Source organism: Balneolales bacterium ANBcel1 (assembly GCA_029688905.1).
Taxonomy (GTDB): domain Bacteria; phylum Bacteroidota; class Rhodothermia; order Balneolales; family Natronogracilivirgulaceae; genus SLLW01.
In genome coordinates this window covers 73,261-98,198 of sequence record JARULB010000007.1, presented here as the reverse complement: position 1 = coordinate 98,198, position 24,938 = coordinate 73,261, and the positions used below count along the sequence as shown (strand labels likewise).

Sequence of the window (24,938 nt, the reverse complement as noted above, 5' to 3'; positions counted from 1 at the left end):
AAATGAATCATCAGCAGGATACTCGTTCATTCACCTCGCAGTCGGAAATGTGTTAAGATAAATTCATTAAATCTTTATGTGAAATTAGTAATAATGTACATATGGTAATTGTAATAGTTGTGTCTATAATCATACTATTCAATTTTGTATAAAAGTAGCAACAGGTATTTATTTCAGATAAATGTTGGGATCATTATGTAGTTAAGACATTTAAATTATTGACCAAAACCAATGGGAGGTTAAGCAATGTCAAACGAATCAGGCAGTACCTATGGTCTAAGGCAAAGAATAGGTTTATTTCTGGGTCCCGCTGTTTTTATCCTCTTTCTTATAATTCCGACTCCGGAAGGGCTTGAGTCCGAAGCATGGGCAGTAGCGGGGGTCGGTTTGCTGATGGCAATTTGGTGGGTTTCGGAAGCCATCCCCATCCCGGCAACGGCTCTGTTGCCGATTATTCTGTTTCCGATTCTTCGTGTCGGACCCGTTTCCCAGGCCACGGAACCTTTTGCCAACCCCTTGATATATCTGTTCATGGGAGGCTTTATTATCGCTCTGGCCATGGAGCGCACCAATCTTCATCGCAGAATCGCACTCAATGTTGTAAACTTTGTTGGAACCCGCCCTACGTCCATTATTATCGGTTTTATGATGGCCGCTGCATTCCTGAGCATGTGGGTCAGCAACACGGCTACGGCCATGATGATGCTGCCCATCGCCCTCTCCATCATCGGTCTCGTGGAAAGTGAAAAAGCGATGGAAACCGGCGAATTCAGAACCAATTTTGCCCTGGTTATGCTGCTGTGCCTTGCCTATGCCTGCAATATCGGTGGAATTGGAACCTTGATCGGAACCCCGCCCAACGCATTGATGGCCGGGTATATGCTGGATAATTATAATGTCGATATCGGATTTGCCCAGTGGATGGGCATAGGTGTGCCACTGGTGATAGTTTCACTGCCACTGGTATTTCTTATGCTGACCTACGTCGTATTCCCTGTAAAACTGAAACAGATTCCCGGAGGAAGAGATGTAATCCGCAAAGAGTTGGAAGATGCCGGACCCATGTCACGTGCGGAAAAAATGGTTGCGGTTGTTTTTACCATGACAGCCATTCTGTGGATTATCCGGGCTCATGTGCTGGACCGGTTTGTTCCGAATATCTCCGACACCGGAATTGCCATATTTGGTGCTGTTTTGATGTTCCTGCTGCCCATTAATTTCAAAAAAGGTGAATTTGTGCTTAACTGGGATGATGCCAAAAAGCTTCCATGGGAAGTATTGATCCTGTTCGGCGGTGGACTGAGTCTTGCCGCAGCCATTACCAATACCGGCCTTGCAGAATGGATTGGTGGTGGATTGGGCGTACTTGACTGGGTGCCGATTATTGTACTGTTGATTGCCGCTTTATTTGTGATCATATTCCTGACGGAAGTTACCAGTAACACGGCCACGGCGGCAGCTTTTCTGCCGATTCTGGCATCAGTTGCCATTGCCATGGGGCAAGATCCGCTCTTGCTGGTGGTTCCCGCGGCCATCGGTGCAAGCTGTGCGTTCATGCTTCCGGTTGCCACCCCGCCCAATGCCATTGTATATGGCAGCGGACTGGTCAGCATTCCTCAAATGGCCCGTGCCGGTTTTGTCTTTAACATACTCATGGTGTTTGTTATTACCGGTATGATGTACCTGCTCATCGGTCGTGTCTTTGGAGTCATGCTCTGAGCATAGGTCCTCGTGACAATCGAAGGAATATCACCCCGGGCGGCAGCGAGTCGCTCGGGGTTTCTTTTATCCAGAAGCCGGCGTGTGGGGGATATGTACGGCGAAATACGAACTGGACTCGGGAGTCCTGCAGGTGTGCAGGCGAACTCTAGATAAGCGGATTGGTGTCTCTCAGGGGGCCTGCAGGTGGCGCTTTTGTGCCACGTTTTATAAATAAAAAACGGCGAATCCCAGTCTTTTATACTGAAAATCGCCGTTTGATGTCTTGAGCGAGAAACGGGACTCGAACCCGCGACCCCAACCTTGGCAAGGTTGTGCTCTACCAGCTGAGCTATTCTCGCTTTAGAGGCACAAATATACTAATAAAACTCCCTATCATACAAGGGGTTTGTCAAAAAAAGCGCGGCCATTTGAATGGCCGGAATCGGCAGCAAGCCGTAAGGTTTCTGAGTTTCATCTATATGCGGGCTTTATCTCGCGCCTCGGGATTGGAGATCCATGTCTCGAGCTGTTGCCTGCTCACAGGTGTTTCCGGCCGGTCCCGGTAACGGTCAACGACGCAAATGAACCCCAGAGGCTCGCCAAGGTCGGCATGAAACTGGTGTACGGTTCCGGGAGAGATGTAAACCGTGTCCATGTGCTCCAGGTTATGACAGGAGTTGCCGAGTATCATTGAACCTTGTCCTTTGACAATAACCACCGTGTGCGGGTGGCGATGTCTTTCAAGAGACGAGTAACCGCCACGCTCAATTTCAAAGTAGCGGGTTTGCATATTCAGCCCCTGCTCGTCCTCCTTTTCACCCAGCAGAACAAATCTCGAAATGCCTTGAAAACCGGGCTGATCTGACTTGTACTCTTTTTTTTTAATTTCCGGCCAGGTGAAGTTTTCAGACCGTATGATTTTTGATTGATCGGACATGGTTAGCGGTTTGATTTTTCAATTGCTGCCTGTGGATGATCATGAATCCGAAACGATACCCGGCTTTATTATCTCGGATGATCTAAACGTGCCGGGTTTTCAGGAGTCGCCGGATCATGTTACAGGCGGTGTGTCTGGTGTTGGCCGCAAGGTATTGACGAAAACTAACGAAGGCTTTCCGAAAACGCACGGGATGCATGATAAATACCTGCGGGATCCTCGTAAAGGTTTCCTCCGATCAGAAAGGTGATCTCTTTTCCATATTGCTGCAGCCAGTATGGCATACGGTCTGCCCGAACTCCTCCGCCTGGTGTGGGAAAAGTGCGGGGGAAAGGGATATCCTGCCTCAGTGCTTCTTTATTGATTGACAAGCAGGTGTCAGGTGAAAATGAAAAACGGCCGCCGGCATTGGGATAAATCACAAAATCGGCCCCGAGAGCTCGCCACAATGCACCGAAAAACAGGCCGGGCTCAAAGCCGTGAAGGCTCTCTCCCGGGATGCCGGAAGCCTCTTCGGATGCTGCTCCGTTGTTTTTCAATGCATGGACTGATGGATGATGCGCCACAAATGGTCCGCTGAATGCCGGATGTGCCATAATCGGGAGGTCCACCGGGAGCTGAGCCAGATAGTGCATGGAAGCGAGCCCCGTCAGCATGGGTGCCAGCAGCACGCCGTCGGCTCCAAGTTCCGCCGCCATTTCATAACGTTCCCGGAGAAGGTGCGGTTCTGTTGTAATGTTGGGGAAGTACCGGGAACGCCGGCCGGTGTTTTGAGCGGCTTTATCCATTGCCTGAACACAAGCGGCAACGCGCTTCCGGAAGGGTGCCGGCTCCTGATTGGTGAGGCCGTGATCGTCCTTGATAATGTCGATCCCGCCTTCAGCAAACTGATGTGCGATGGCAGCCAGTTTGCCGGTTGGATATCCCATGGGTTTGAGGGCTGTACAGCTGAGTGCCCTGTGAGGGATATCCCAGTCCTGGCGAAAACGGTCAATGCCCCACGCGGGACCTTTAAACAGGTCCGGAGTCAACGCATCCCACTGTATGTCCAAAATTGCAATGCCCCGTTTCAGAGAGATGTTACCGAACAGAATATTGAGAAACTGGGTGATTTCGCCGGCGTGATTTTGACCCGGCCACGCAATGGTTACAAGAACCTGCCGGGGGGATGGGCGGGACTGTTGCACAATCCGGCCTTTGACGCCTGAAACCCCCATGGAAGCTACAACCGATTCCGGCAGCTCGGCACTTTGCTCCAGTTGCAGGGCCAGAACACGGTCATTTACATTCTCTCCGTCGGCCAAACTCAGCAAGTAGGTGACTTGAAACGAATCAGCCATTGATCTGGTCGGTTTAGCAAGAAGGTGTGTAAAATGACAATACGGTTCCAAATGATTCAAAAAGGCGCCGTTCATCCATCATGCACCGTGACGGAGACATACGGTCGCAGTACGCCGTTCGCGTAGCTGACGTGCGCAAACCATCTAATTCCGAATATGACAGGAACAGGAAAAACTGTCTGTCGTGCCGGGAAGGTGTGGTTACAAGTCGGTCAGAACCAGGGTCTCTGTCCGACCAGGGCCTGTTGAGACAATACTGATCTCAATTCCAAGATACTCGGAGACCGCCTCCAGGTAATCACGGGCTTCCTTTGGAAGCTCATCATACGATTTGGCATCACGGGTACTTCCGCTCCATCCCGGATATTCGGAATAAACCGGTTCAACTCGGTCGATATCCTTGAGTTTCAATGGAAACTCGGTGGTTTCCTTGCCGTCAATTTTGTAGGAAGTACAGGCTTTGATGGTTTCAAGTCCGTCCAGGACATCCAGCTTGGTTACCACCAGCTCATTGATTCCGTTGATTTGGGCGGCATATTTGAGCGCGACCAGATCCAGCCAACCGCAACGACGGGGCCGGCCGGTAGTAGAACCAAACTCACGACCGGCTTCCCGGAGGGCGTCACCGGATTCATCCAGTAGTTCGGTTGGGAAGGGACCGTTGCCAACGCGGGTGCAATAGGCTTTGGTGATACCCATAATGTTGTCGATAGCCGTGGGCGGGATTCCGGTACCAATACAGGCGCCGCCGGCGGTCGGGGAGGAGGAAGTGACATATGGATAGGTTCCATGGTCGATGTCCAGGAGGGCTCCCTGGGCTCCTTCCAGGAGAATTTCCCGCCCGGCATCCAGTGCTTTGTGCAGTCGCTGCATGGTGTTGCAGACAAAAGGCTCAAGCTGTTCTGCCGCCGATATCATATCCTGGTACATCTCTTCGAGTTCCAGGGGTTCGGATTTGAATGCCGACAACTTGGTATTTATTTCCGAAAGATTGGTCTCCATTTTTTTACGAAGAGACTCGGGATCATAAAGATCCATTATCCGAATACCCACACGGGCGAGCTTGTGGACATAGGCCGGACCGATACCCCGGCCGGTCGTCCCGATTTTCTGTCCGCCAAGTGCATGCTCCCCCACCTTGTCCAGGCTCTTGTGGTAGGGCAGAATCACGTGGGCGGTCTCACTGACCAGCAGACGCCCGTCGATGTCGACACCGGATTCGCGAACCAGGGCTATCTCTTCCAACAGTGTGATGGGATCGATAACCACCCCGTTACCGATGATGCATGTGGTGTTGTTGTGGAAAATTCCGGATGGAATCAGGTGTAATATGTGGGTTTTGCCATCGAAATTGAGTGTGTGGCCGGCATTGGCGCCCCCCTGGTAGCGGGCAACATAGTCGGCCTGGTCACTCAGCAAATCGACAATTTTTCCTTTTCCCTCATCGCCCCACTGGGCTCCAATAATAACTCTAACGGACATTTTTTAATAGATAGATAAGTACCTCACAAAAAAAGAGGTGCCGAAGCACCTCTTTCCCCGATTCGGTAGAAATTGATAAATTAAACTGCGGTTTATTCCTGTGTTGAATAGGAATCTACAGCTTCATCCAGTGACCGGAAGTGTTTGAAAACCGTGATGAGTTTGGTGATCATCAGCAGGCTTTCAATTTTGTCTGTGGCATTGGCAATTCGCAGATCACCTCCGGCGTTCCTCATGGTCGTCAGCGCGCCGATGAGCATTCCCAGGCCCGAAGAGTTCATGAACTTGACACGGCTCAGATCCACGACGGCATTCTTTTTGCCCTGGTCAATCAGCTCGTGAAGCTTTTCATTCAGGGTGAGCGCATCAGGCCCTCCCATCACATTACCCTTGAATTCGATAACGACACAATTGTATCGCTCAGACACGTTGAAGCTCATAAGCAGTAAATTAAATGGTTTAAAAACCGTTGATTGATTTACGCGACGTTTTTCCGGGTCTTCAGCTGCAGGTCAACCAACAGCGAGCTGGCAACAAAAATGGAGCTGTATGTTCCAAGCAGCACACCTATTATGAGTGCAAAGGAAAGTCCCTTAAGCACATCTCCTCCGAAAATAAACAGTATTGTAACTACAAACAAGGTGGTTATCGAAGTTACAACGGTGCGGCTCAGGGTGTTGTTCACGCTCCGGTTGACCATCTTGTCGAAGCTTTCCGTCTTGAAAATCAGAGAGTTTTCACGGATCCGGTCGAATACAACCACCGTATCGTTCAGGGAGTATCCCACAATGGTCAAAAAGGCGGCGATCAGCGCCTGGTTGATATCCAGACTGAACGGCACGACTCCGTGCAGGATGGTGAAAATTCCCAGGGTGATGATCACATCATGCGCCAGGGCTGCAACGGCTCCGGCCGAGTACGACCATTTTTTGAACCGGATCAGGATGTAGAGGAAGATCACGATCAGCGCGAAGACAATGGACATCAGCGCGGCGTTTCGGAGGTCGTCCGCGAAGCTGGGACCCACATTCTCAGTCTGAATAACACTGGAAGGGTTGTCGGGATAGACGGATGCCGCCGCCGCAAGTACGGCTTGCTGGACCTCCGAGGTCGAGCGGTCGGTGTCGACGCGAATCAGCAGATCCTGACCGGCACCAAATCGCCTGATTTCAGGCATGGCACCCAGGGGCTCGGTAAGTGCGGAGCGCAGTTCTTCCACCTGGGCCGGCTGTTCAAACGCGATGACGATTTCAATTCCCCCGCGGAAATCGATGCCGTACTGGAGTCCGCGGCCGAAAATGGCAACAAGGGATATGACGACCAGCGTCAGGGAAATGGCATATCCGATCTTTCGATGCGGGATAATGGTGTAGTTGGCGGTTTCAAAGAGTCTCATATCGGTAATAAATTATGATTTTAAAAATGGTGGTGATTTGGGACGGAAGGGATCAGCCGTAACTGACGATCCACTTTTTATCCTTGGTCATCCAGTCAACGATCACTCGGGTGATGATTATGGCGCTGAACAGCGAAGCCGCGATACCGGCCATCAGAGTGATTGCAAAACCCTTGATGGGGCCGACTCCGAAGCTGAACAGAATTACCGCCGTCAGGAATGTGGTGATGTTGGCATCCAGAATCGCGCTCATGGAGTTGGAGTATCCGCTGTCGATAGCGGCAATGAGACTCTTGCCTGCGCGTAACTCCTCGCGAATCCGGTCAAAAATAAGTACGTTGGCATCGACCGCCATACCGATGGTCAATACGATACCCGCGATACCGGGAAGGGTCAGGGTAGCATTAAAGGCCGCCAGAATACCCATGATGAAGATGATGTTGAGAATCAGGGCGATATTGGCGATGGCCCCTCCGGTGCGGTAATAGATGATCATGAAGATGATGACCAGCGCCAAACCGAACAGAGCCGAATTGAAACCGGCACGGATGGAGGCTTCACCCAGGCTGGGACCCACGGTCCGTTCCTGGACGATATCCAGCGGCGCGGGCAGGGCGCCCGACATCAGAATGTTCACCAGGTCTTCCGCTTCCGCACTGCTGGCCAGTCCGGTGATGGAAGACCTTCCGCCGGTGATTTGGCCCTGGACGACCGGATAGGAGTAGATCACACCATCGAGGACAATCGCGACAGGCCGGCCGATGTTGGCCCCTGTGACACGCGCCCAGGTGCGTGCACCCTGGCGGTCCATGGTCATGGAGACCTCCGGGCGGTTGGTGTGTTGGTCGAATGTCGGCCGCGCTTCCGTAATCACGTCACCGGTCAGTTCAATCTGACGCCGCACACCGATCAGGGAGTAATACCCTCTTCCTTCAGCCTGGAACTGCGGGTTGGCTGTCCACATCAGCTCAATGTCGCGGGGGAGCAGGCGGCGAACCTCTTCGGAGCCCAGCAGCCGGTTAACCTCCGAAGTGTCGGCGCCGGCGGCTGATCCAAACGTTACCCCCTGCCCCTGCGGTATGAGAACACGCATCAGCGGATTGTCCTGATCATCCTGTTCAAAGTCCTGCCATTCGTCTTCCAGATCGATGTCATCCGCATCGTCGTCGGCATCATAAAAAGCGATAATACGCTCCAGAGAATGGCGAAGGTCTTCCGGATCGGCCGTGAGGCGAAATTCCAGCCGCGCCGTTCCGCGGAGCAGGTCACGGACCCGCTCTTCGTCGGTAACGCCCGGCAGCTCAACCACCAGGCGGTTGTTACCCTGACGCACGATAGAGGGTTCGGTCACACCGAAGCGATCCACCCGGTTGCGGACAATCTCAATCGCACGGTCAACCGCGGCGTCGCGCTGGTTCTGCAGCCATTCCTGAATTTCGGCATTGGTAGACCGCCGGGTGATGTTGTCGGCGTCCGAACGGAAATAGCGGCTCAGGCGCGCATCGGCATCCCGCTCTTCGAATGCGGTCACAAATTCCTGAATGACATCCGTGTTTTCGGCCTGTGCCTGCTGCCATGCTGCACTCAGCACCTCGTCAAAAAACTCGTCACGGTATTCACCGGAGAGCTCGCCGATGAGCTGATGTGTGGCCAGTTCGAGCGTAACGTGCATTCCGCCCTGAAGATCGAGGCCGAGGGTCAGAATCTTTTGCCGCATGTTGTCGATGCGGGTCTCGTTGTCCTGAAGATACTCCACACGCTCTTCTTCAGGCATTCTGTCGATGTTCCGCATTTCCAGCCAATACTGGAATGAGGGGAACAAATAGTAGATCGTCATGACAAGAAAAGCGACGATAAAAGCCAGTTTGGTTCCATTACCTTTCATAAATACTAATCCGGTTCTGTGTGATTAAATAAAGTGTGAGTTGCACATCAATGGACACGGTCCCGTGGCCGTGCCGGTAGTTCTTTATCGGGAGAGATGGGCTATGGAAAACATGCGGTTAGCGGTTGCCCGCCCGCATTTTTCACGTGATGTCCTATGGGGCTCCGATCGCAATGCCGCTGGCCAGCGGTCTCAGAATGATGCGAATATACTCCCAGGCTTCGCTGATGCGTCCATACGCACCAATGACGAAATCGATCGACTGGGTAAGCTGATTCCAGGCGTTTTGATCGTCTTCTTCGTTAGCCGGTGGTACCTGTGTCTGCCGGTCGGCGATGGTCACCGTACGGGTCATCGTTTCCTGCTGATGGATGGTCCATTTGAGCAAAAGGGTATTGTAAATGTCATCATCCGAAGAGTCTGTCGAATCCACCGGCAGGGAGAAATCGTCCGCATGCTCGCTTACAATCGAAGAGGCTTTTCGCAACAATCCCGGGATGTCACCTTCCTGGGTGCGAAGTGACGATATTTTCTGGTAAACAACGGGATTGTCCTTGTTGGTGCGGAGGTCAAACAACCAGCTGGAAACCGATTCGCCGGGCTGTGTGTCGCTTTGGGATGGCCATACGAACAAAGCGGTTCCCGCCACAAAGAGTAGCAGTACAGCAAGTTTGATAATATGTGCCCGGAAAATTTCCATTACCGGGAAATATAAAGAAATGACCGGCTTCGGGCAATCGAATTTTCAAAGGTTCATCCGCCTGTTTTTACCCTGCTTCGGACATTTTCCTGTAGCGTTCAAGCTCCTGCCGTAGATATCTTCCGGTATGGGATGATTCGAACCGGGCGACCTCTTCCGGAGTGCCCGCGGCGATGATCTCTCCCCCTTGGGCACCGCCCTCCGGACCCATGTCAATGATGTAATCCGAAGCGATGATCAGATCCAGGTTGTGCTCGATCACCACAACGGTATTGCCTTTCTCAACCAGTTGCTGGATGACGTCCACAAGCATGCTCACATCCTGGAAATGCAGGCCGGTTGTCGGCTCGTCCATCACGTACAAGGTGTCGCCCGTGCCGATCTTGGAAAGTTCACGTGCCAGCTTGATGCGCTGAGCCTCTCCGCCGGAAATGGTAGTACTGGACTGGCCCAGGGTCAGGTATCCAAGGCCAACCGAATTCATGGTTTCCAAAATTCGCTTGATGCGCGGCACCGCGTCGAAAAACTGCGCCGCCTCCTCAATCTGCATTTCCAGAATATCGGAGATGTTTTTTCCCTTGTAGTGGATGTCGAGGGTCTCCCGGTTGTAGCGTTTTCCCTTGCACGATTCACAGGTCACATAGACATCGGGCAGGAAATTCATTTCGATTTTCTTGACCCCGTCGCCGTTGCACTCTTCACAGCGGCCACCTTTCACGTTGAAGGAGAAGCGTCCCTGGCCGTAGCCCCGGATTTTGGCTTCCGGCAGTTCTGCGAACAGTGTGCGGATCATGTCGAAAACCTTGGTGTAGGTGCCCGGGTTGGAACGGGGTGTGCGGCCGATCGGACTCTGATCGATGGATATGATTTTATTTAAATGCTCGAGGCCTTCCACGCTCTGGTAGGGGAGTGGAACCGTCCGGGACTGGTAAAAATGATTGCTGAGCAGCGGTACTACCGTCTGGTTGATCAGAGAACTTTTTCCGCTGCCGCTCACACCGGTGACGCAAATAAAACGGCCCAGCGGAAGTTTCAGGTCCACTTCTTTCAGGTTGTGTCCGCCCGCCCCCTTGATGACGAAACTCCGGCCGTTTCCAGAGCGCCTCTTTTCCGGCATACGGATTGCTTCCTGACTGTTCAGGTAACGGGCGGTCATGGAGGCGGGATCAAGCTGCCCGGGAGGCCCGCTGGTAACGACATGTCCGCCGAACCGGCCTGCACCCGGACCCAGGTCCACTACATAATCGGCACTTTCGATGGTTTCACGATCATGTTCCACGACGAGCACGCTGTTGCCCAGGTCGCGCAGTGTTTTCAGCGAATTGATGAGCTTGATGTTGTCGCGCTGATGGAGACCGATGCTGGGCTCATCCAGGATGTAAAGCACTCCAACCAGCTGGGTCCCGATCTGCGTGGCCAGCCGGATGCGCTGTGCCTCACCTCCGCTGATGGTTTGCGCCTCACGATCCAGGGAGAGGTAATTGAGTCCCACGTTCAAGAGAAAGTCCAGCCGGTCCCGTATCTCCTTAACAATCTGCGATGCGATAATGCGCTCCCGCTCGGTGAATTCAAGGTGGTCGATGGTCCGGCGAAGCGTGCGGATGTCCATCTGCACCAGGTCATGGATAGTATAGCTCCCAATTCGGTAGGAAAGCGCCTCTTTCTTGAGCCGGCCTCCTCCGCATGCATCGCATGCCACGCGATTCATGAACGCCTTGGCCTTGTCCCGCTGCTTGGGTGATTTGGAATCCTCATATTGCTCCCGGATTATGGAAACCAGACCGGGAAAGGCGTGTTTGTACCGGATGGTGCTGTCCCGAAAGTCGTAGGAGACATCGAATGTCCGTTCGCCGCTGCCGCGAACGATAATGTCTCGCAGTTCGGCAGGCAGTTCGTTCACCGGTGTATCGAAAGAGGCGCTGTACGCATCAAAAACCGCCTCCAGTTGTTTGAATACAAATATGTTGCGGGGTTTCCCGAGATATCGGAGGGCGCCGTCATCGATACTGAGCGATGGATTGGGAATCATCAGCCCGGGATCGACATCATACCGGTAACCCAGTCCGTCGCAGTCGGGGCATGCGCCGTAAGGCGAGTTGAAGGAGAACATGTTGGGCGCCGGCTCGTCGTAGGAGAGTCCGCTTTCGGGATCAAACAGGTTCAGGGAGAAGAGATGGTCGCGAAATCCGGAGGGCTGCTCAGGGTCTTCCGTGGCCAGAATCAGGTTCCCGTCGGCCAGGTCAAGCGCGATATCCACACTCTGCTGTATGCGGTTACGACTGTTTTCAGAGACGACGAAGCGGTCCACGACCACCTCAATGTCGTGTGTCTTGTAGCGGTCGGCCTGCATGCCTTTTTCAAGCTCCCGGAACTCCCCGTCAATCCGCACACGGATAAAACCCTGTTTGAGTGTCTGTTCAAACAGTTCGCGATAGTGGCCCTTGCGGCCACGCACGACCGGAGCCAGGCAGTAGGCCCGAGTGCCCTGCGGCAGCTGCAGGATGCTGTTCACCACCTCTTCGGGCGTCTGCTTCTTCATCCGGTTGCCGGTCAGGTACGAATAGGGGGTGCCCGCCCTGGCAAACAGCAGCCGCAGGTAATCGTATACTTCGGTAACGGTTCCCACAGTCGACCGGGGGTTGCGGCTGGTTGTTTTCTGGTCGATGGAGATCACCGGCGAAAGCCCGTCGATGAAATCGGTATCCGGGCGCTCCATCATCCCCAGAAACTGCCGGGCATAGGCCGACAACGACTCCATGAAGCGGCGCTGCCCCTCGGCGTAGATGGTGTCGAAAGCAAGCGAGGTTTTGCCGGATCCCGATATGCCGGTAATGACCACAAACCGGTCACGGGGAATATCCAGATCGATATTTTTGAGATTGTGTTCGCGAGCGCCGCGAATAACTATTACGTCCTTGGCCATAGATTGGGAAAATGTCACTGCTAAACCACATAAGGTATTATGTTCCGGGCAATATTTAAACCGGAAACAGTTGCGATTTCATTCGTTTATTTGAGCGTAATCTGTATCTTTCGAAAATGATCGGTGTGAAGCGGGACCAGAAACGTTTCGATGGCCCGGCACCCGGCCACTATTCTCCATGACCAATCTGGGAAACATTTCTTTCGGATGAATCACCTGACTGCCTTATCGTATTGCGAAACGGCCGGCCGGCCCGGTGATGCATCCGGTAACCATTAGCTAAAAATTGAGAAACTCATGCCACGTTTAATGACCATACTGCTACTGATTGTCATTGTTGCAGGTGCATCTGCGCACCGTGCACAGGCCATGAACAGCGATGACTGGAACCATACCGACGGACCCTACGGCGGATCGGTTCAGGCTCTTCATGTCGGCCCCGACGGTCTCATTCTGGCCGGGACGCTGAGCCACGGCGTCTATTTTACCTCTAACCAGGGCGAGAACTGGCTCCAAACCAACCTGGATGGTGTTTCAGTATTCGGATTTGCCAAATCTGTCGGGGAAACATTTTTTGCCGCTACACAGGATGGGGTCTACCGCTCCAGGGATAACGGGCGGAGCTGGCGCCGAACATCCGGAGGCATGGATGAAACGCGCGTGCAGTCGATTATGGTTCATGAATCCGGCCGGCTGATCGCCGCTACTCTTGTCGGTGGTATTTATATTTCGGATGATGAGGGCATGTCCTGGACAGCCGCCAATGAGGGGATTCCTCTCAAGTTTGCCTATACTCTTGGGAGTCACCCCGACGGCGAAATTTATGCCGGAGTGACCAACCGCATCTTCCGCTCCGACGACAGGGGTGAGACCTGGACGGAAGCGGAGTCGGATTTTCCACCGGTCAGAACCCGGGCGATCATCAGCAACGACGACGGCGTCCTGTTCGCAGCTACCCAGACCGGGATCTACCGCTCTTCAGACCGTGGCGAGAACTGGGAAGAAGCGGATAACGGCCTCTCCGGACTCGAACTGTACGACCTGGTCATCACCCATGAGAATGTGCTCGTTGCCGCCACGCGGGAAGGCGTCTTCCGTTCCCTTGACAACGGAGATACCTGGGATTCGCTGGGCTTGTCCGAGCACCCGATTTACGCTGTAGGGTGCAGCGCCGGTTTGCTTGTGGCAGGCGGCAACCCCGGTGTATTTATCAGACAGTAATGACCATTCTGGGCATAGAGTCTTCTTGCGATGAAACGGCCGCCGCAGTATATGACGGGCGGCTGCTGCGTTCCAGTGTCATTGCCTCCCAAAAAGATCACGCCGCTTTCGGTGGCATCGTTCCGGAACTGGCCTCTCGGGCCCATGAACGGGTTATCTGGGATACCGTTTTGGAAGCGATGGCCAGGGCGGAAGTGACACCGGACGATATCGATGCCATAGCGGTCACCGAAGGGCCCGGCCTCATGGGATCGCTTTTGGTCGGACTCTGTTTCGCTAAAGGGCTCTCCATCCAGTGGAACAAACCGGTTATTGGAGTCAATCACATTGACGCCCATATCTACGCCACATTTATTGACGAAAAACCGGAGCTGCCTTTTGTGAGCTTGGTGGTCTCGGGTGGCCACACCCAGATTTTTCATGTCCGGCGACCGCTGAACCACATCCTGATGGGACAGACACGCGACGATGCCGCCGGCGAAGCATTCGACAAGATCGGAAAACTGCTGGGGCTGGACTACCCCGCAGGACCCCGAATCGACCAGTTGGCAGCATCCGGCGACTCCGACTTTTTTGATTTCCCGAGGGCCATGATGAAAAAGGGGCTGGATTTCAGCTTCTCCGGACTCAAAACATCGGTGCTTTACTATATCCAGAGTATTCCCGAAAACCGGCGGCAGGATTTCCTGATTCGCCATTTGAATGATTTATGTGCCAGTATTTCCGCGGCCATCACCGATGTACTGATTCATAAACTGCGCAAGGCGATCCGCGAGACCGGTGTATCCTCCGCCATCATTGCTGGCGGGGTTTCCGCAAACTCCATGCTGCGGGAGAAAGCCCGAAAAATGGCCGCCGATATGGGCGTCTCCCTCCACATCCCCCATCCAAAATACTGTACCGACAACGCCGCAATGATCGCTGTAACCGGCTGGTTCAAAGCCGGCGAGGGTATGCTGGATGATCTGACGCTGAAACCCTATGCCCGGCATCAGTGGGAAAAAGTGTCGTGACAGGACCCGGTTCCCGGATTGCTGCACCGTTCCTGAATTGCCGCACTGCACCAGGGTTGTCGCACCGCTCCCGAGTTGTCGCATCCTCCCCGGGTTTTAGCCCATTTCTGGTTTTTAGCACCGCGCTCGGTTTGCCACACTGCTCCTGAGTTTTCGCATCCTTCCAGGATCGCCGCACCATTCCTGAGTTTTCGCATCGTTCCAGGATTGCCGCACCGCTCCCGGACTACTGAATTTTTTTACACGCTTCCACTGCAAGCCGATCTACCCGGTTGTTGCGCTGATCGTCGGAGTGGCCTTTGACCTTGACCCACTCCACATCGTGCGGTTCCATGGCGGTTAGCAGCTGTTCCCAGAGGTCACGGTTTTCCACCGGCTTTTTGTCGGCTTTTTTCCATCCCCTGCGCAGCCAGTTGTCCACCCAGCCCTGGGTAAAAGCATTCACAATGAGCGCACTGTCGCTGTGTATGGAAACACGACACGGCTTTTTGAGCGCTTCAAGCGCCCGGATGACCGCCATCAGCTCCATGCGGTTGTTGGTGGTATGGGGTTCACCGCCGCTCAGCGTTTTTTCTTTCCCGTTCCACTCCAGCAGCGCGCCCCATCCCCCCGGCCCTGGATTTCCGCTGCAGGCACCGTCGGTGTAAATCGTGATATGTGGTTTTTTTGACGGCATCGGCCCCTAAGATTAGCTGTTGTCGGCTGGATGGATATGGGGGGCGGCGATGGCTTCCAGCGTGCCATTCAGCCGTCCGGCATTGAGTGCGATCTGAAGGTCCCATGGTTCCGGAGCATCGGCGTTGAAGGCGGAGAGGCTGCGGCTCACATTGATAAGCGGAACCCCGCGATGACGCTGCAGTGCCGCGGATAGTTCTTCAACCGACCCCCCCTGGGCACCCACGCCAGGAATCAGAAGCGGTGCCCCGGAAAAAGCCCTCATCACCGGTTTGTAAAGATCGCTTTGGGTTGCTCCGATTACCATGCCCAGTGTGCCGGGACACGTCTCCGAAAGTTTTTGAAGCTGATCGGCGACATACTCGCTCAACGTCGGACGGCCTCCAAAGGGCTGTGTCATGAAGTCCGAGGCTCCGGGATTGGAAGTGAGCGTCAGCGCATAGACCGCCCGCTCCGTGTCCTGCAGAAAAGGGAGCATGGTATCGAGTCCCATAAACGGTGACAGGGTGACCGCATCAAATCCGAAGCGGTCGAAGAAGGCGGTTTTGTACCGGGCATTGGTGTGCGGTACGTCGCCCCGCTTGATATCCGCAATAATGATTTTTCCGGAAGGGATGGCGTCCAGTACATCATTCAAAACATGAAATGCATCCGGACCGAGTGCCTCGAAGTAAGCGGTATTGATTTTGTACGCCGCAACATGCGCCTTGGTCTGTGTGATGAGCGTGCGGCAAAACGTGGCTGCCATCTCCCGTTCCGGCTGCCCGCTGTTTCGGATGACCGGGGGAAATTGTTCGGGCACCGGATCGATGCCCGCGCATAGCACAGACCGGGAACCTCGTACCGCGTTCAGAATTTTTTCGGAGTATGTCATGTTGCTTTGTCTGCAAAGGTTATCGCAGCAAAATACGACAATCCCGGTAAAAGCGGGCAAAGTAATCAAATATTGGCGTTTTTTTTATGCCAATTGGTCTATCTTGTAACGCACTGGATCTGCCGCACTTTCAGAAAGCTGTTCAGGTGCCGATGGCCGGAGCCGCAATCCGCACACGATTTCATATGCTTTGTCGGATGATGATGTGTGGCAAGCGCGTGCATACCGGGTGAGATGCAAATGAGAAAAGCCTGGCCGCCTGATCATGATCCCTGATGCCGGTGCCGGAGCACCGGATGAATCATTATGCAATAAGCTGCTTTTATGAGTTCCAAAGCCTGGTATGAATCGTGGTTTGACAGCCCGTTGTATGAGAAGTTGTACGCCGCACGCGATGACAGAGAGGCCGCGCGCCTGGTGAACTGGATTGCCGGTATGTTTCCTCCCCATCAATATCTCCGTGCCCTGGACATAGGGTGTGGCCGTGGGCGCCACTCGCTGATGCTGGCCGGACACGGATACCATGTTACCGGAGTAGACCTCTCCACCAGGGCCATCAGCAAGGCCCGCCGGAAAGCAGATGCCGCCCGCCTCGAGAACCTCACCTTCCGGGTAGGGGACATGCGCACTTTTCGCAACGGGCCGTTTCAGCTGGTGTGCAACCTGTTTACCAGTTTCGGATATTTTGATGATGATGCCGATAACCTCTCCGTGATGCGGAATATGGCGGCAAATCTCGCTCCCGGCGGCGTTCTGGTGATGGATTTTCTCAATCCCCGGTTCACGGTTGACAACCTGGTGCCGCGGGAACAGACCGGGATTGGCGAACTGGCCTGTGATATCTCAAGAAGTATCGAGGGGGATATGGTGGTGAAGACCATCGCCTTCAGCGGGGAACACGGCCATGAGGAGCAGCGCTATCAGGAGCGTGTAAAACTGTACGGCCCGGAGTGGTTTATGGAGCGTTTTCGAGAGCTGAAACTGGAGGATATCCGTTTTTACGGCGGGTACCAGGGTCAGGAGTTTGATGAGAGATCCAGTCAGCGCCAGCTTATGGTTGCCCGTCGTCCGGAGTGATCTCCAGCTGGTTGAAGATGGTTTCGGCCCGATGGCGCGGATCGGGGTGCGACCGGATCCAGTCCGGCACCCGTGCCTGATCGCGCCGCTGTTCGGCGGAGAGACGCAGCAGCAGGTTGGCCAGGTGGACGGGGTCGATTTCCGCTTCCCGAAGATAGGTTACGGCCATATTGTCGGCTTCGCGTTCCTGCGAGCGGCTGTAAGCCGATGAGTTGATGATGCGCATGAGGTTGGCAATGGCTTCCGGCGCCCCGTCAAGTCCGCTGATGGTTAACATGACAGAAATCCCCACTTCGCGATTCATCCGGTCGTGCACATGATTTTCCTCGATGTGCGCGATTTCGTGCGCAAGGACTCCGGCAAGCTCTCCGGGATGATCGAACATGTCTGTCAATCCTGTGAAAAACACGATACGCCTGCCGGGAAGAGCGACTGCGTTCACAGCGGGATTTTCCAACAGGTGAACCTCAATGGATGCCGGGTCTATGCCGTTGGCGTGGCACAGGTTGTGATGGGTTTCATCAAGCAGTGCAAGCAGAGAGTCATTTTGTGACGATGGAAACTGCGCTTCCAGATGCCGGAACAGGATCGCCCCGATTTTTTCCCTGGCTTCGATTCCTGGAGTCTCAAGTGACCGGCCGCCGGTGAAGTCGATGTGGCTAAGGGCAAACCAGACACCGGCAAACAGGGCGAGCGCGACCAGGAATTGAAGGGCTGCCTTTTTCATGATGTGCTCCGTTCCGGTTTGCAGATAGTATTGGCCAGCGCCCCCCAAAACCACCACTCAATATGGCGGCCCCTGCGTGTCGCGATGGCGGTGTAGATGGTCATCACAAATTCAATCAAATTGACCAGCAGCGCGGTGATCAGATAAGCGATATAGACGTTGGTCAATGTGCCGCCGCCGATGAAAATGTGCACCGTCCAGCCGACGGCAGCGGCATTGACAAAAAAGAGCGTGATTTGTGACATCATGGCCTGGGTGCAGTGCCATCTTGTGAAATAGGCCCCCTTTCTGTTTCCAAGGTAAAAAATGAGCGTAGCCAGGAGATTGACAAACGGCATGGGTGCGCCGGCAATGATGGCAATCAACGATATCAGGTAGCTGTTGGATGCTTTTTCACGCTCCGTATCGTCCGGGGAGTAAGGGAATTCAGTGTGATAGAGCATGGCGATGACAGTATGGCGTGGTTACAGCCCTTTTGTGAAGTTCCATATCCAGTTGGCGGATATGAGGGCTGCCAGCAGGAAGGCCGCCCACTTGTGGCTTGAAATAAACCGTTCGGTTTCGCGAAATGCCCGGAAGAGGCTGTCGCTGTTACGCAGCAGGTCAGCGGCTACCCAGGCTGGTGTTACCAGGAGGGCGATGGCGGCTGGAATGCCGAGCGGGTTCATCATAACGGAAGTGAAAAGATCGCCTTCGGTTATTAGAAGGACGGCCCTTGCAGTACCGCACGAGGGACAGGGCATGCCGGTAAGGAGTTTAAACGGGCATATTATGACTTCAGAACCTTGGCCCGCTGACAAGCCGGTGTACAACAGCAACGCGCCCGCTGCGACACTGAGAGTCAGAATCAGTCCATATAACCGATTGCGTTTCAGCATGATCGTAGCGGAGCCTAAAAGTAGATCAACTCCTGATATTTCTCAAAGTTGGCTTCGCGGGTGCGGCCCATAATCAGAAAGTAATCCACGAAGGTCCATATGCCCAAACCGCCGCAGGTAAGCAGTTTGGCGATTCCGAGTCCGACATCCCCAATATAAAACCGGTCGATGCCGAGCGGTCCGCCCAGCAGGGAGACTACCAGGGCGAGTGTGGGATCCTTGAAACTGGTGACCTGAATTCGGTTGAACCTGGATTCCTCCGCCTTGAGCAGGTTTTGCCGCAAGGTTTCCAGGTGATAAGGCTCGAAATACTTGCTGTTGGACATGATGAACATGTCCACTTTTTGTTCGTTCATGATCATTCCCTCCGTTTATCGGCCGCTTGCCGGATAAGTGGTTGTCTGCATGCTGATGCCTACGATAATACATTCATAAAGTTTAAAATAACAGCATAAATTGCAGGTCAGCGCAGGCGAGCTTCTTTGGTAACTTCCTGAAAGCCATGGGGAGGGCGGTTCAGCGTCCAGGTTTCGAAATAGAAATGGCGTTCGCCGGAAACCCTCTTGCCGTTGATGCTGAAGTAACGCAGGCCGGGGCCGGTGGCGTCACGGAAGGTGTTGAAAATGGGCTCATACAAATTATGGCGGGAGAACAGATGAAGGTCGGTGCCATGGTGGGCTTTTTCAGCGATGAATACCGGATGGTCGTTGTCCAGGAGGTGTGTAAGTGGTTTGAAACGTTCACGCAAGCCGGTCTGTGGATCGGCCTCCATTGCCGCCATCGCCTGTTTGTCGGGATGATGGGTGCCACCGACCAGCACCTCCGCCGGTTTCAGATTTTGGAACGCCTGTGAGAGGGAGGAGTACCGGGTGCCATTGGTGTGATGCCAGTACCAGTCGTTTTGAGTGTATCCTGAGCCGCTGCCCGGGGAGGTGCCGGTTGCAGGGGATCCGGCGGCATGCTGTGCGGTAGAGGACATATCCGGAGATTTATCCGCATTCTGCACAGCGTTGGGGTTCGGGATGGAACCGGGTTTTACAGAGTCCCCGGAAGTGGCTCCGGGAGCCGTTCGCCCCGTATCGTGAGTGATGTTGCCAAAATGTGCCGGATCGCGGGGTTTCCTGGGAGTGATGAGCTGGTCCAGCCGCTCCAGCAGTTCCGGGAAGGCGTGCAGCGCGTTGAATCCGAAGCGCTGCTCCGGCAGACGCGTTCCGGTAAAATAGTAGCGGTTATAGGTTTGCTGTGGATGAAAAAAGGATTCGAGGGTCGCTTCCCGGTTGCTGTTGCGGGGGTCGCTGTTGCCGGAGAGATGCTCCAGCGTCATGTCGTGTTCAAAGATGATTTTGAGAATATCCATGCCCCTAATACAAATAAAGCCCCGGAAAAGATTCCCGGGGCTTCATGTTTTCTCGCCGATTGAAAGGCGTTCACGAGTGGCGCTGCATGGGTACTCGCGATTCGGCAACGACTATAACGCGGTGGCAATCACCAGCGCTACAACCGAGATAAGCTTGATCAGAATATTCAGTGAGGGTCCGGATGTATCCTTGAGCGGATCGCCGACCGTATCGCCGGTGACGGCCGCTTTGTGGGCGTCCGAGCCTTTGTTGTAGGTGACGCCGTCGAAGCTGATACCGGCCTCGATCATCTTTTTTGCGTTGTCCCATGCGCCGCCGGCATTGGCCTGGAACAGGGCCATCAGCACACCGGAAACCGTCACACCGGCAAGGAGTCCGCCAAGTGCCTCGGCGCCGAATACGAAGCCGACGATGACCGGCACGGCGATCGCCATAAGGCCGGGCAGCACCATCTCCTTGAGAGCGGCTTTGGTGGAAATCTCAACACATTTGCCGTATTCGGCGGAAGTCTCGGCATTATTGAAGGTTTCCAGGTCCTCACTCGACCATTCGCTTTGGTCCTTGCCTTCGTTGCGGCGCATCACATCCAGAGCCGCTTTCAAAGCAGGGATATCCTGGAACTGGCGGCGTACCTCCTGGATCATGGACATGGCGGCACGGCCGACCGCACCCATGGAGAGTGCCGAGAAGACAAAGGCCAGCATTCCGCCGACGAAAAGCCCGGCCATAACTCCGGCCTGGGAAATATCGATGACCTGGATATCGGCCGCCGTCATGTAGGCACCGAAAAGTGCCAGGGCGGTGAGAGCGGCGGAGCCGATGGCAAAGCCTTTACCGATAGCGGCGGTGGTGTTTCCAACCGCGTCCAGCTGATCGGTGCGTTCACGAACCTCCGGAGGCAGCTCCGCCATTTCGGCGATTCCGCCGGCGTTGTCGGCGATGGGACCGTAGGCGTCCACTGCAAGCTGGATGCCCAGGGTGGAGAGCATACCGACAGCGGCAATGGCGATACCGTAAAGGCCGGCAAACTGGAAGGCGGTCATAATCGCGATTGCGATGATCAGAATCGGGAGGGCGGTTGACATCATACCCACACCCAGTCCGGCGATGATATTGGTGGCATGGCCGGTAATAGACTGCCGTGCAATGTTGATTACCGGCTTTTTACCGACGCCGGTGAAATACTCGGTGATAAAGCCGATGAGCAGTCCGGCAATCAGTCCGATGATGGAGGCGAAAAAGACGCCATGAGCCGAAATGGTGCGCTCTACACCGTAAAGTGCATCGGTGTAGGTCCAGCTGGAGGGAAGTATCCAGGTGATCAGGAAGTAGAAGGTGACGATCAGGATACCGGCAGCCACCACTTCGCCGATGTTAAGAGCGGTTTGCGGGTTGCCGCCTTCCTTGACGCGCACGAAAAAGGTCCCGATGATTGAGATGATGATTCCCGAACCGGCCATGGCCAGCGGCAGAATTACCCCGCTCATGCTGCCGAATACCGATTCTTCCACAAATGCCTGCGACGACATGAATACCACGCCGAGTACCATTGCGGCGATAATCGAACCGACAAATGACTCGAACAGGTCGGCGCCCATACCGGCTACGTCACCGACGTTGTCGCCTACATTATCGGCGATGGTTGCCGGGTTGAGGTGGTGATCTTCGGGAATGCCGGCTTCCACCTTTCCAACGAGATCGGCCCCTACGTCAGCCGCTTTGGTATAGATACCGCCGCCGACACGAGCGAAAAGCGCTATCGATGACGCGCCAAAAGAAAACCCGGTGATGACGGTTACCACCCGTGCCAGAACCATCTGCATGTCTGCATCGGTTTCGTGTGCGGGGATGAATCCGAATACGTTGGTATAGAGCCAGAAAAGCAGACCCAGACCAAGTACGCCGAGTCCGACGACACCCATGCCCATGACAGAGCCACCGGAGAAAGCGACGCCGAGGGCTTTGTTAAGGCTGGTTCGGGCGGCATGGGCGGTTCTGACGTTGGCTTTGGTGGCGACCCGCATTCCAATGAAGCCGGCAAGGCCGGAGCAGAGAGCGCCTGCCACAAACGACAGGGAGACCATCCAGTGGGACTCTTCAGTAATGTACCCCTGTACACCGAGCAGAATGGCGACCAGGACCACAAATATTGCAAGAACCCGGTACTCCGCTTTCAGAAAAGCCATGGCACCGTCATAGATGTGGCCCGCGATCCGGGTCATTTTGTCGGTTCCGGTATCCTGTTTGGTTACCCAGTTTGATTTGAGGTAGGTGAATAATAGTGCGATGATACCGGCAAGCGGTATCAGATAAAGAATTGTTTGCATGGCATTAATGATTTGTGGTTTCGGTAGCGTTACATTTTACTGGAAAATCCAATCAATTGTAAGCGTTCATTGCGTGGACAATACCTTCGCGAATAAATGTAAGACAGGCGTCATGCGCTTTCTCCACACCTTCGGCAACAGGGGACGCCTGTTCTTCAGTGAAGCGTGACAGGACATACTCGGATTGCTGCCCCCGATCGAATTCATTTCCGATTCCAAATCTCAGGCGGGGAAAGCTCTCGGTCTTCAGATGGTCAATAATACTTTGGATGCCGTTGTGGCCGCCTGCACCACCCTCGGGGCGCAGCCGGATTTTGCCGGTCGGCAGGTTGATGTCGTCGTAACAGACCAGTATGTCGGAGGGAAGATAATGGTACATCCGGCAGGCGCGTAATACCGCCAGGCCGCTGTTGTTCATCAGGGTAGTGGGCTTGATGAGTATGGTTTTGACCCCCTTGAACCGCCCGACACCCAGGATGAAGGGTCCGTCGGTAGGCTCCATTCCGGCGGAAAGCGTTCCGGCAAGGCGGTCGATAATAGAGAAACCAATATTGTGACGCGTACCCTCATACGCGTCGCCAATATTGCCAAGGCCCACAATAAGTGGCATGATCGTACAGATTAGCTATCGCTTTCTTCCTCAGATGCGGATTCCGCTTCTGCGCCTTCGGCCTCTTCTGCACCCTCTTCGTCTTTCTCATCCTCTTCTTCATCCAGACCGAGGATCTCATCCAAACCACCCTTCGGCGGACGAATAACGGCGATGGTCCGGAAGGACGCCCGCAGCGGTTCGACTCCTTCGACATCAATACTTTCCACATCGATGGTATCACCGATTTTCAGGTCGGCAATATCCAGTACGATTTCGGCGGGAATGTCTTTCGGCAGGCATTGTACCATAATCCGGCGCAGCGGCTGATAAAGCCGTCCACCCTCGGTGACACCCGCAGGGGTACCGGTAAGACGGATCGGAATTTCAATGGTGACCGGGGTCTTCTCTTCCATGGCGAACAGGTCGACATGCAGCGGCCGGTCGGTTACCGGATGGTATTCCACCATTTGTACCAGCGTATGATACTCTTTTTTGCCGTGCACCAGCTTGATCAGGGTTTTCTTGTTGGCGGCAAGAACTTTTTCAAGCTCCAGTTCCGGTATGGTGACATGCAGGTTCTTTTTCAATTTGGGGCCATAGGCCACGGCAGGCACCAGCTTGTCGGCACGCATCTGTTTCAGTGCGGATTTGCCCTTGGGACGGTCGCTTGCTTCAACGGTTATGACTTGTGGTTTTAACATGATTCGGAAACTCTTAAGGGTTAATCATCAAATAAAGTACTAATCGAGTCGTCGGTATAGATGCGACGGATGGATTCTGCAAACAGGCCTGCTACACTCAAAACATGGATCTTGTCCGACGGCTTCTTGAGAGGAACCGTATCGGTTACAAGGAACTTGTCAATCGGAGAGTCCTCAATTCGCTGATAGGCCGGCCCTGAAAGGATCGGGTGGGTGCTGGAAGCGATAATCTTTTTGGCACCCCGTGATTTCAACGCGGTTGCGGCATTGGTGATGGTGCCGGCCGTATCGATGAGATCATCAATGAGCAGAATGTTTTTTCCTTCCACCTCACCGATGATGTTCATGACTTCCGCCACATTCTGGGACGGACGACGCTTGTCGACAAATGCCAGACCGGCATTCAGGCGCTTGGAGTAGGAACGGGCCATTTTCAGGCTTCCAACATCCGGGGCGACAACTACCAGATCTTCTATGGGGTTGCTATGCAAATACTCCACAAAGATGGAACTGGCATAGAGATGGTCCAGGGGAATGTCGAAAAAACCCTGGATCTGGGGAGCGTGCAGGTCCATGGTAAGTACCCGGTCGGCACCTGTCTCCGAGAGCAGGTTCGCAAACAATTTGGAAGCAATGGAGACCCGGGGCTGATCCTTTCGGTCCTGCCGGGCATATCCGAAATAGGGGATCACGGCAGTGACGCGGTGTGCGGAAGCTCGCTTGGCAGCATCGATCAGCAACAGCAACTCAATAATGTTGTCTCCGGGCGGAGGTGTGGATTGCACGATAAACACATCGGCACCCCGGATGCTTTGCTGATACTTGATATACAACTCACCGTCAGAAAAAGACTTTATTGTAACCGCTCCCAACTTTGTACCGTATTTTTCAGCAATGGCACGGGCAAGTGCCAGGTTACTCCTGCCAGCAAATATGGCTAGTGGCTTGTCCAAGACTTTTTCGCAACGCCTTTAGTCGGTGAATACTAAAAAAGGATGGAACCGGAGGGGTCATCCTTTTAGGTCGTGAGTTTAAAAAAACGGGAATTTAAGTTGCCCGGGGAGGATTCGAACCCCCACTGACTGGACCAAAACCAGCTGTCCTACCCTTAGACGACCGGGCAAATCCATT

At 54.1% G+C, this 24,938-nt stretch carries 23 protein-coding genes and 2 tRNA genes; 4 read left to right on the top strand and 21 right to left on the bottom strand.

Annotated features, from left to right (window positions below; genetic code table 11):
• Positions 1 to 246 precede the first annotated feature (246 nt).
• Entirely contained in the window at positions 247 to 1,719 is a 1,473-nt protein-coding gene (locus QA596_10595; GenBank protein MDG5767914.1) for a DASS family sodium-coupled anion symporter, read from the top strand.
• A gap of 268 nt (positions 1,720 to 1,987) precedes the next feature.
• Here the strand turns inward: QA596_10595 and QA596_10590 are convergent.
• The 9 genes from QA596_10590 to uvrA form a co-directional block, all read right to left on the bottom strand.
• Positions 1,988 to 2,060: transfer RNA gene (locus QA596_10590), tRNA-Gly, on the bottom strand.
• Positions 2,061 to 2,176: 116 nt separating this feature from the next.
• Positions 2,177 to 2,638, bottom strand: coding sequence for a cupin domain-containing protein (locus QA596_10585; GenBank protein ID MDG5767913.1), 462 nt, complete (start codon positions 2,636 to 2,638; stop codon positions 2,177 to 2,179).
• A gap of 164 nt (positions 2,639 to 2,802) precedes the next feature.
• Entirely contained in the window at positions 2,803 to 3,978 is a 1,176-nt protein-coding gene (locus tag QA596_10580; GenBank protein ID MDG5767912.1) for a RuBisCO large subunit C-terminal-like domain-containing protein, read from the bottom strand.
• Between the two features lie 201 nt (positions 3,979 to 4,179).
• A complete protein-coding gene (locus QA596_10575; GenBank protein MDG5767911.1) occupies positions 4,180 to 5,460 on the bottom strand; it encodes an adenylosuccinate synthase in 1,281 nt (426 codons plus the stop codon).
• A gap of 92 nt (positions 5,461 to 5,552) precedes the next feature.
• Complete coding sequence (locus QA596_10570; protein ID MDG5767910.1) at positions 5,553 to 5,900, bottom strand: STAS domain-containing protein; 348 nt, start codon at positions 5,898 to 5,900, stop codon at positions 5,553 to 5,555.
• 38 nt (positions 5,901 to 5,938) lie between these two features.
• A complete protein-coding gene (gene secF / locus QA596_10565) occupies positions 5,939 to 6,856 on the bottom strand; it encodes a protein translocase subunit SecF (protein ID MDG5767909.1) in 918 nt (305 codons plus the stop codon).
• A 52-nt stretch (positions 6,857 to 6,908) separates the two neighbouring features.
• Positions 6,909 to 8,741: a protein translocase subunit SecD gene (gene secD / locus QA596_10560; GenBank protein MDG5767908.1), complete on the bottom strand. Its 1,833-nt coding sequence runs from the start codon at positions 8,739 to 8,741 to the stop codon at positions 6,909 to 6,911.
• A 154-nt stretch (positions 8,742 to 8,895) separates the two neighbouring features.
• A complete protein-coding gene (locus QA596_10555) occupies positions 8,896 to 9,441 on the bottom strand; it encodes a hypothetical protein (protein ID MDG5767907.1) in 546 nt (181 codons plus the stop codon).
• Between the two features lie 67 nt (positions 9,442 to 9,508).
• Complete coding sequence (gene uvrA / locus QA596_10550; GenBank protein ID MDG5767906.1) at positions 9,509 to 12,364, bottom strand: excinuclease ABC subunit UvrA; 2,856 nt, start codon at positions 12,362 to 12,364, stop codon at positions 9,509 to 9,511.
• A 297-nt stretch (positions 12,365 to 12,661) separates the two neighbouring features.
• On the opposite strand from uvrA, the gene QA596_10545 reads away from it, so the two are divergent.
• Positions 12,662 to 13,585 carry a hypothetical protein gene (locus QA596_10545; protein ID MDG5767905.1) on the top strand — a complete coding sequence of 308 codons (924 nt, stop codon included), beginning with the start codon at positions 12,662 to 12,664 and terminating at the stop codon, positions 13,583 to 13,585.
• Positions 13,585 to 14,598: a tRNA (adenosine(37)-N6)-threonylcarbamoyltransferase complex transferase subunit TsaD gene (tsaD, locus tag QA596_10540; GenBank protein ID MDG5767904.1), complete on the top strand. Its 1,014-nt coding sequence runs from the start codon at positions 13,585 to 13,587 to the stop codon at positions 14,596 to 14,598. Before QA596_10545 ends, tsaD begins: the two co-directional genes overlap by 1 nt.
• A gap of 226 nt (positions 14,599 to 14,824) precedes the next feature.
• Here tsaD and rnhA read toward each other — a convergent pair whose 3' ends face one another.
• Together rnhA and pyrF are read right to left on the bottom strand one after the other, a co-directional pair.
• On the bottom strand, positions 14,825 to 15,274 hold the full coding sequence (gene rnhA / locus QA596_10535; GenBank protein MDG5767903.1) for a ribonuclease HI: 450 nt from the start codon (positions 15,272 to 15,274) through the stop codon (positions 14,825 to 14,827).
• A gap of 12 nt (positions 15,275 to 15,286) precedes the next feature.
• Positions 15,287 to 16,147 carry an orotidine-5'-phosphate decarboxylase gene (pyrF, locus tag QA596_10530; GenBank protein MDG5767902.1) on the bottom strand — a complete coding sequence of 287 codons (861 nt, stop codon included), beginning with the start codon at positions 16,145 to 16,147 and terminating at the stop codon, positions 15,287 to 15,289.
• A 324-nt stretch (positions 16,148 to 16,471) separates the two neighbouring features.
• Between pyrF and QA596_10525 the strand changes: the two genes are divergently transcribed.
• The gene (locus QA596_10525; GenBank protein ID MDG5767901.1) at positions 16,472 to 17,224 is read left to right on the top strand and encodes a class I SAM-dependent methyltransferase; all 753 of its coding nucleotides are present in this window, start codon (positions 16,472 to 16,474) and stop codon (positions 17,222 to 17,224) included.
• On the opposite strand, the gene QA596_10520 is transcribed toward QA596_10525, so the two are convergent.
• From QA596_10520 to QA596_10475, 10 genes are all read right to left on the bottom strand, one after another.
• Complete coding sequence (locus QA596_10520; GenBank protein MDG5767900.1) at positions 17,199 to 17,951, bottom strand: M48 family metallopeptidase; 753 nt, start codon at positions 17,949 to 17,951, stop codon at positions 17,199 to 17,201. The genes QA596_10525 and QA596_10520 overlap by 26 nt on opposite strands.
• Positions 17,948 to 18,394 (bottom strand): DUF4870 domain-containing protein, encoded by a 447-nt coding sequence (locus QA596_10515; protein ID MDG5767899.1) that lies wholly within the window; start codon positions 18,392 to 18,394, stop codon positions 17,948 to 17,950. Before QA596_10515 ends, QA596_10520 begins: the two co-directional genes overlap by 4 nt.
• A 21-nt stretch (positions 18,395 to 18,415) precedes the next feature.
• Positions 18,416 to 18,829 carry a DUF2752 domain-containing protein gene (locus QA596_10510; GenBank protein MDG5767898.1) on the bottom strand — a complete coding sequence of 138 codons (414 nt, stop codon included), beginning with the start codon at positions 18,827 to 18,829 and terminating at the stop codon, positions 18,416 to 18,418.
• Between the two features lie 14 nt (positions 18,830 to 18,843).
• Positions 18,844 to 19,185: a TM2 domain-containing protein gene (locus QA596_10505; GenBank protein ID MDG5767897.1), complete on the bottom strand. Its 342-nt coding sequence runs from the start codon at positions 19,183 to 19,185 to the stop codon at positions 18,844 to 18,846.
• Positions 19,186 to 19,292: 107 nt separating this feature from the next.
• Entirely contained in the window at positions 19,293 to 20,186 is an 894-nt protein-coding gene (locus QA596_10500) for a hypothetical protein (GenBank protein MDG5767896.1), read from the bottom strand.
• Between the two features lie 111 nt (positions 20,187 to 20,297).
• On the bottom strand, positions 20,298 to 22,514 hold the full coding sequence (locus QA596_10495; GenBank protein ID MDG5767895.1) for a sodium-translocating pyrophosphatase: 2,217 nt from the start codon (positions 22,512 to 22,514) through the stop codon (positions 20,298 to 20,300).
• A 52-nt stretch (positions 22,515 to 22,566) separates the two neighbouring features.
• A complete protein-coding gene (gene pth, locus QA596_10490) occupies positions 22,567 to 23,124 on the bottom strand; it encodes an aminoacyl-tRNA hydrolase (GenBank protein ID MDG5767894.1) in 558 nt (185 codons plus the stop codon).
• An 11-nt stretch (positions 23,125 to 23,135) separates the two neighbouring features.
• A complete protein-coding gene (locus QA596_10485; protein ID MDG5767893.1) occupies positions 23,136 to 23,807 on the bottom strand; it encodes a 50S ribosomal protein L25 in 672 nt (223 codons plus the stop codon).
• Between the two features lie 20 nt (positions 23,808 to 23,827).
• Positions 23,828 to 24,760: a ribose-phosphate pyrophosphokinase gene (locus tag QA596_10480; GenBank protein ID MDG5767892.1), complete on the bottom strand. Its 933-nt coding sequence runs from the start codon at positions 24,758 to 24,760 to the stop codon at positions 23,828 to 23,830.
• A gap of 99 nt (positions 24,761 to 24,859) precedes the next feature.
• Positions 24,860 to 24,930 (bottom strand) — tRNA-Gln (locus tag QA596_10475).
• Positions 24,931 to 24,938 lie beyond the last annotated feature (8 nt).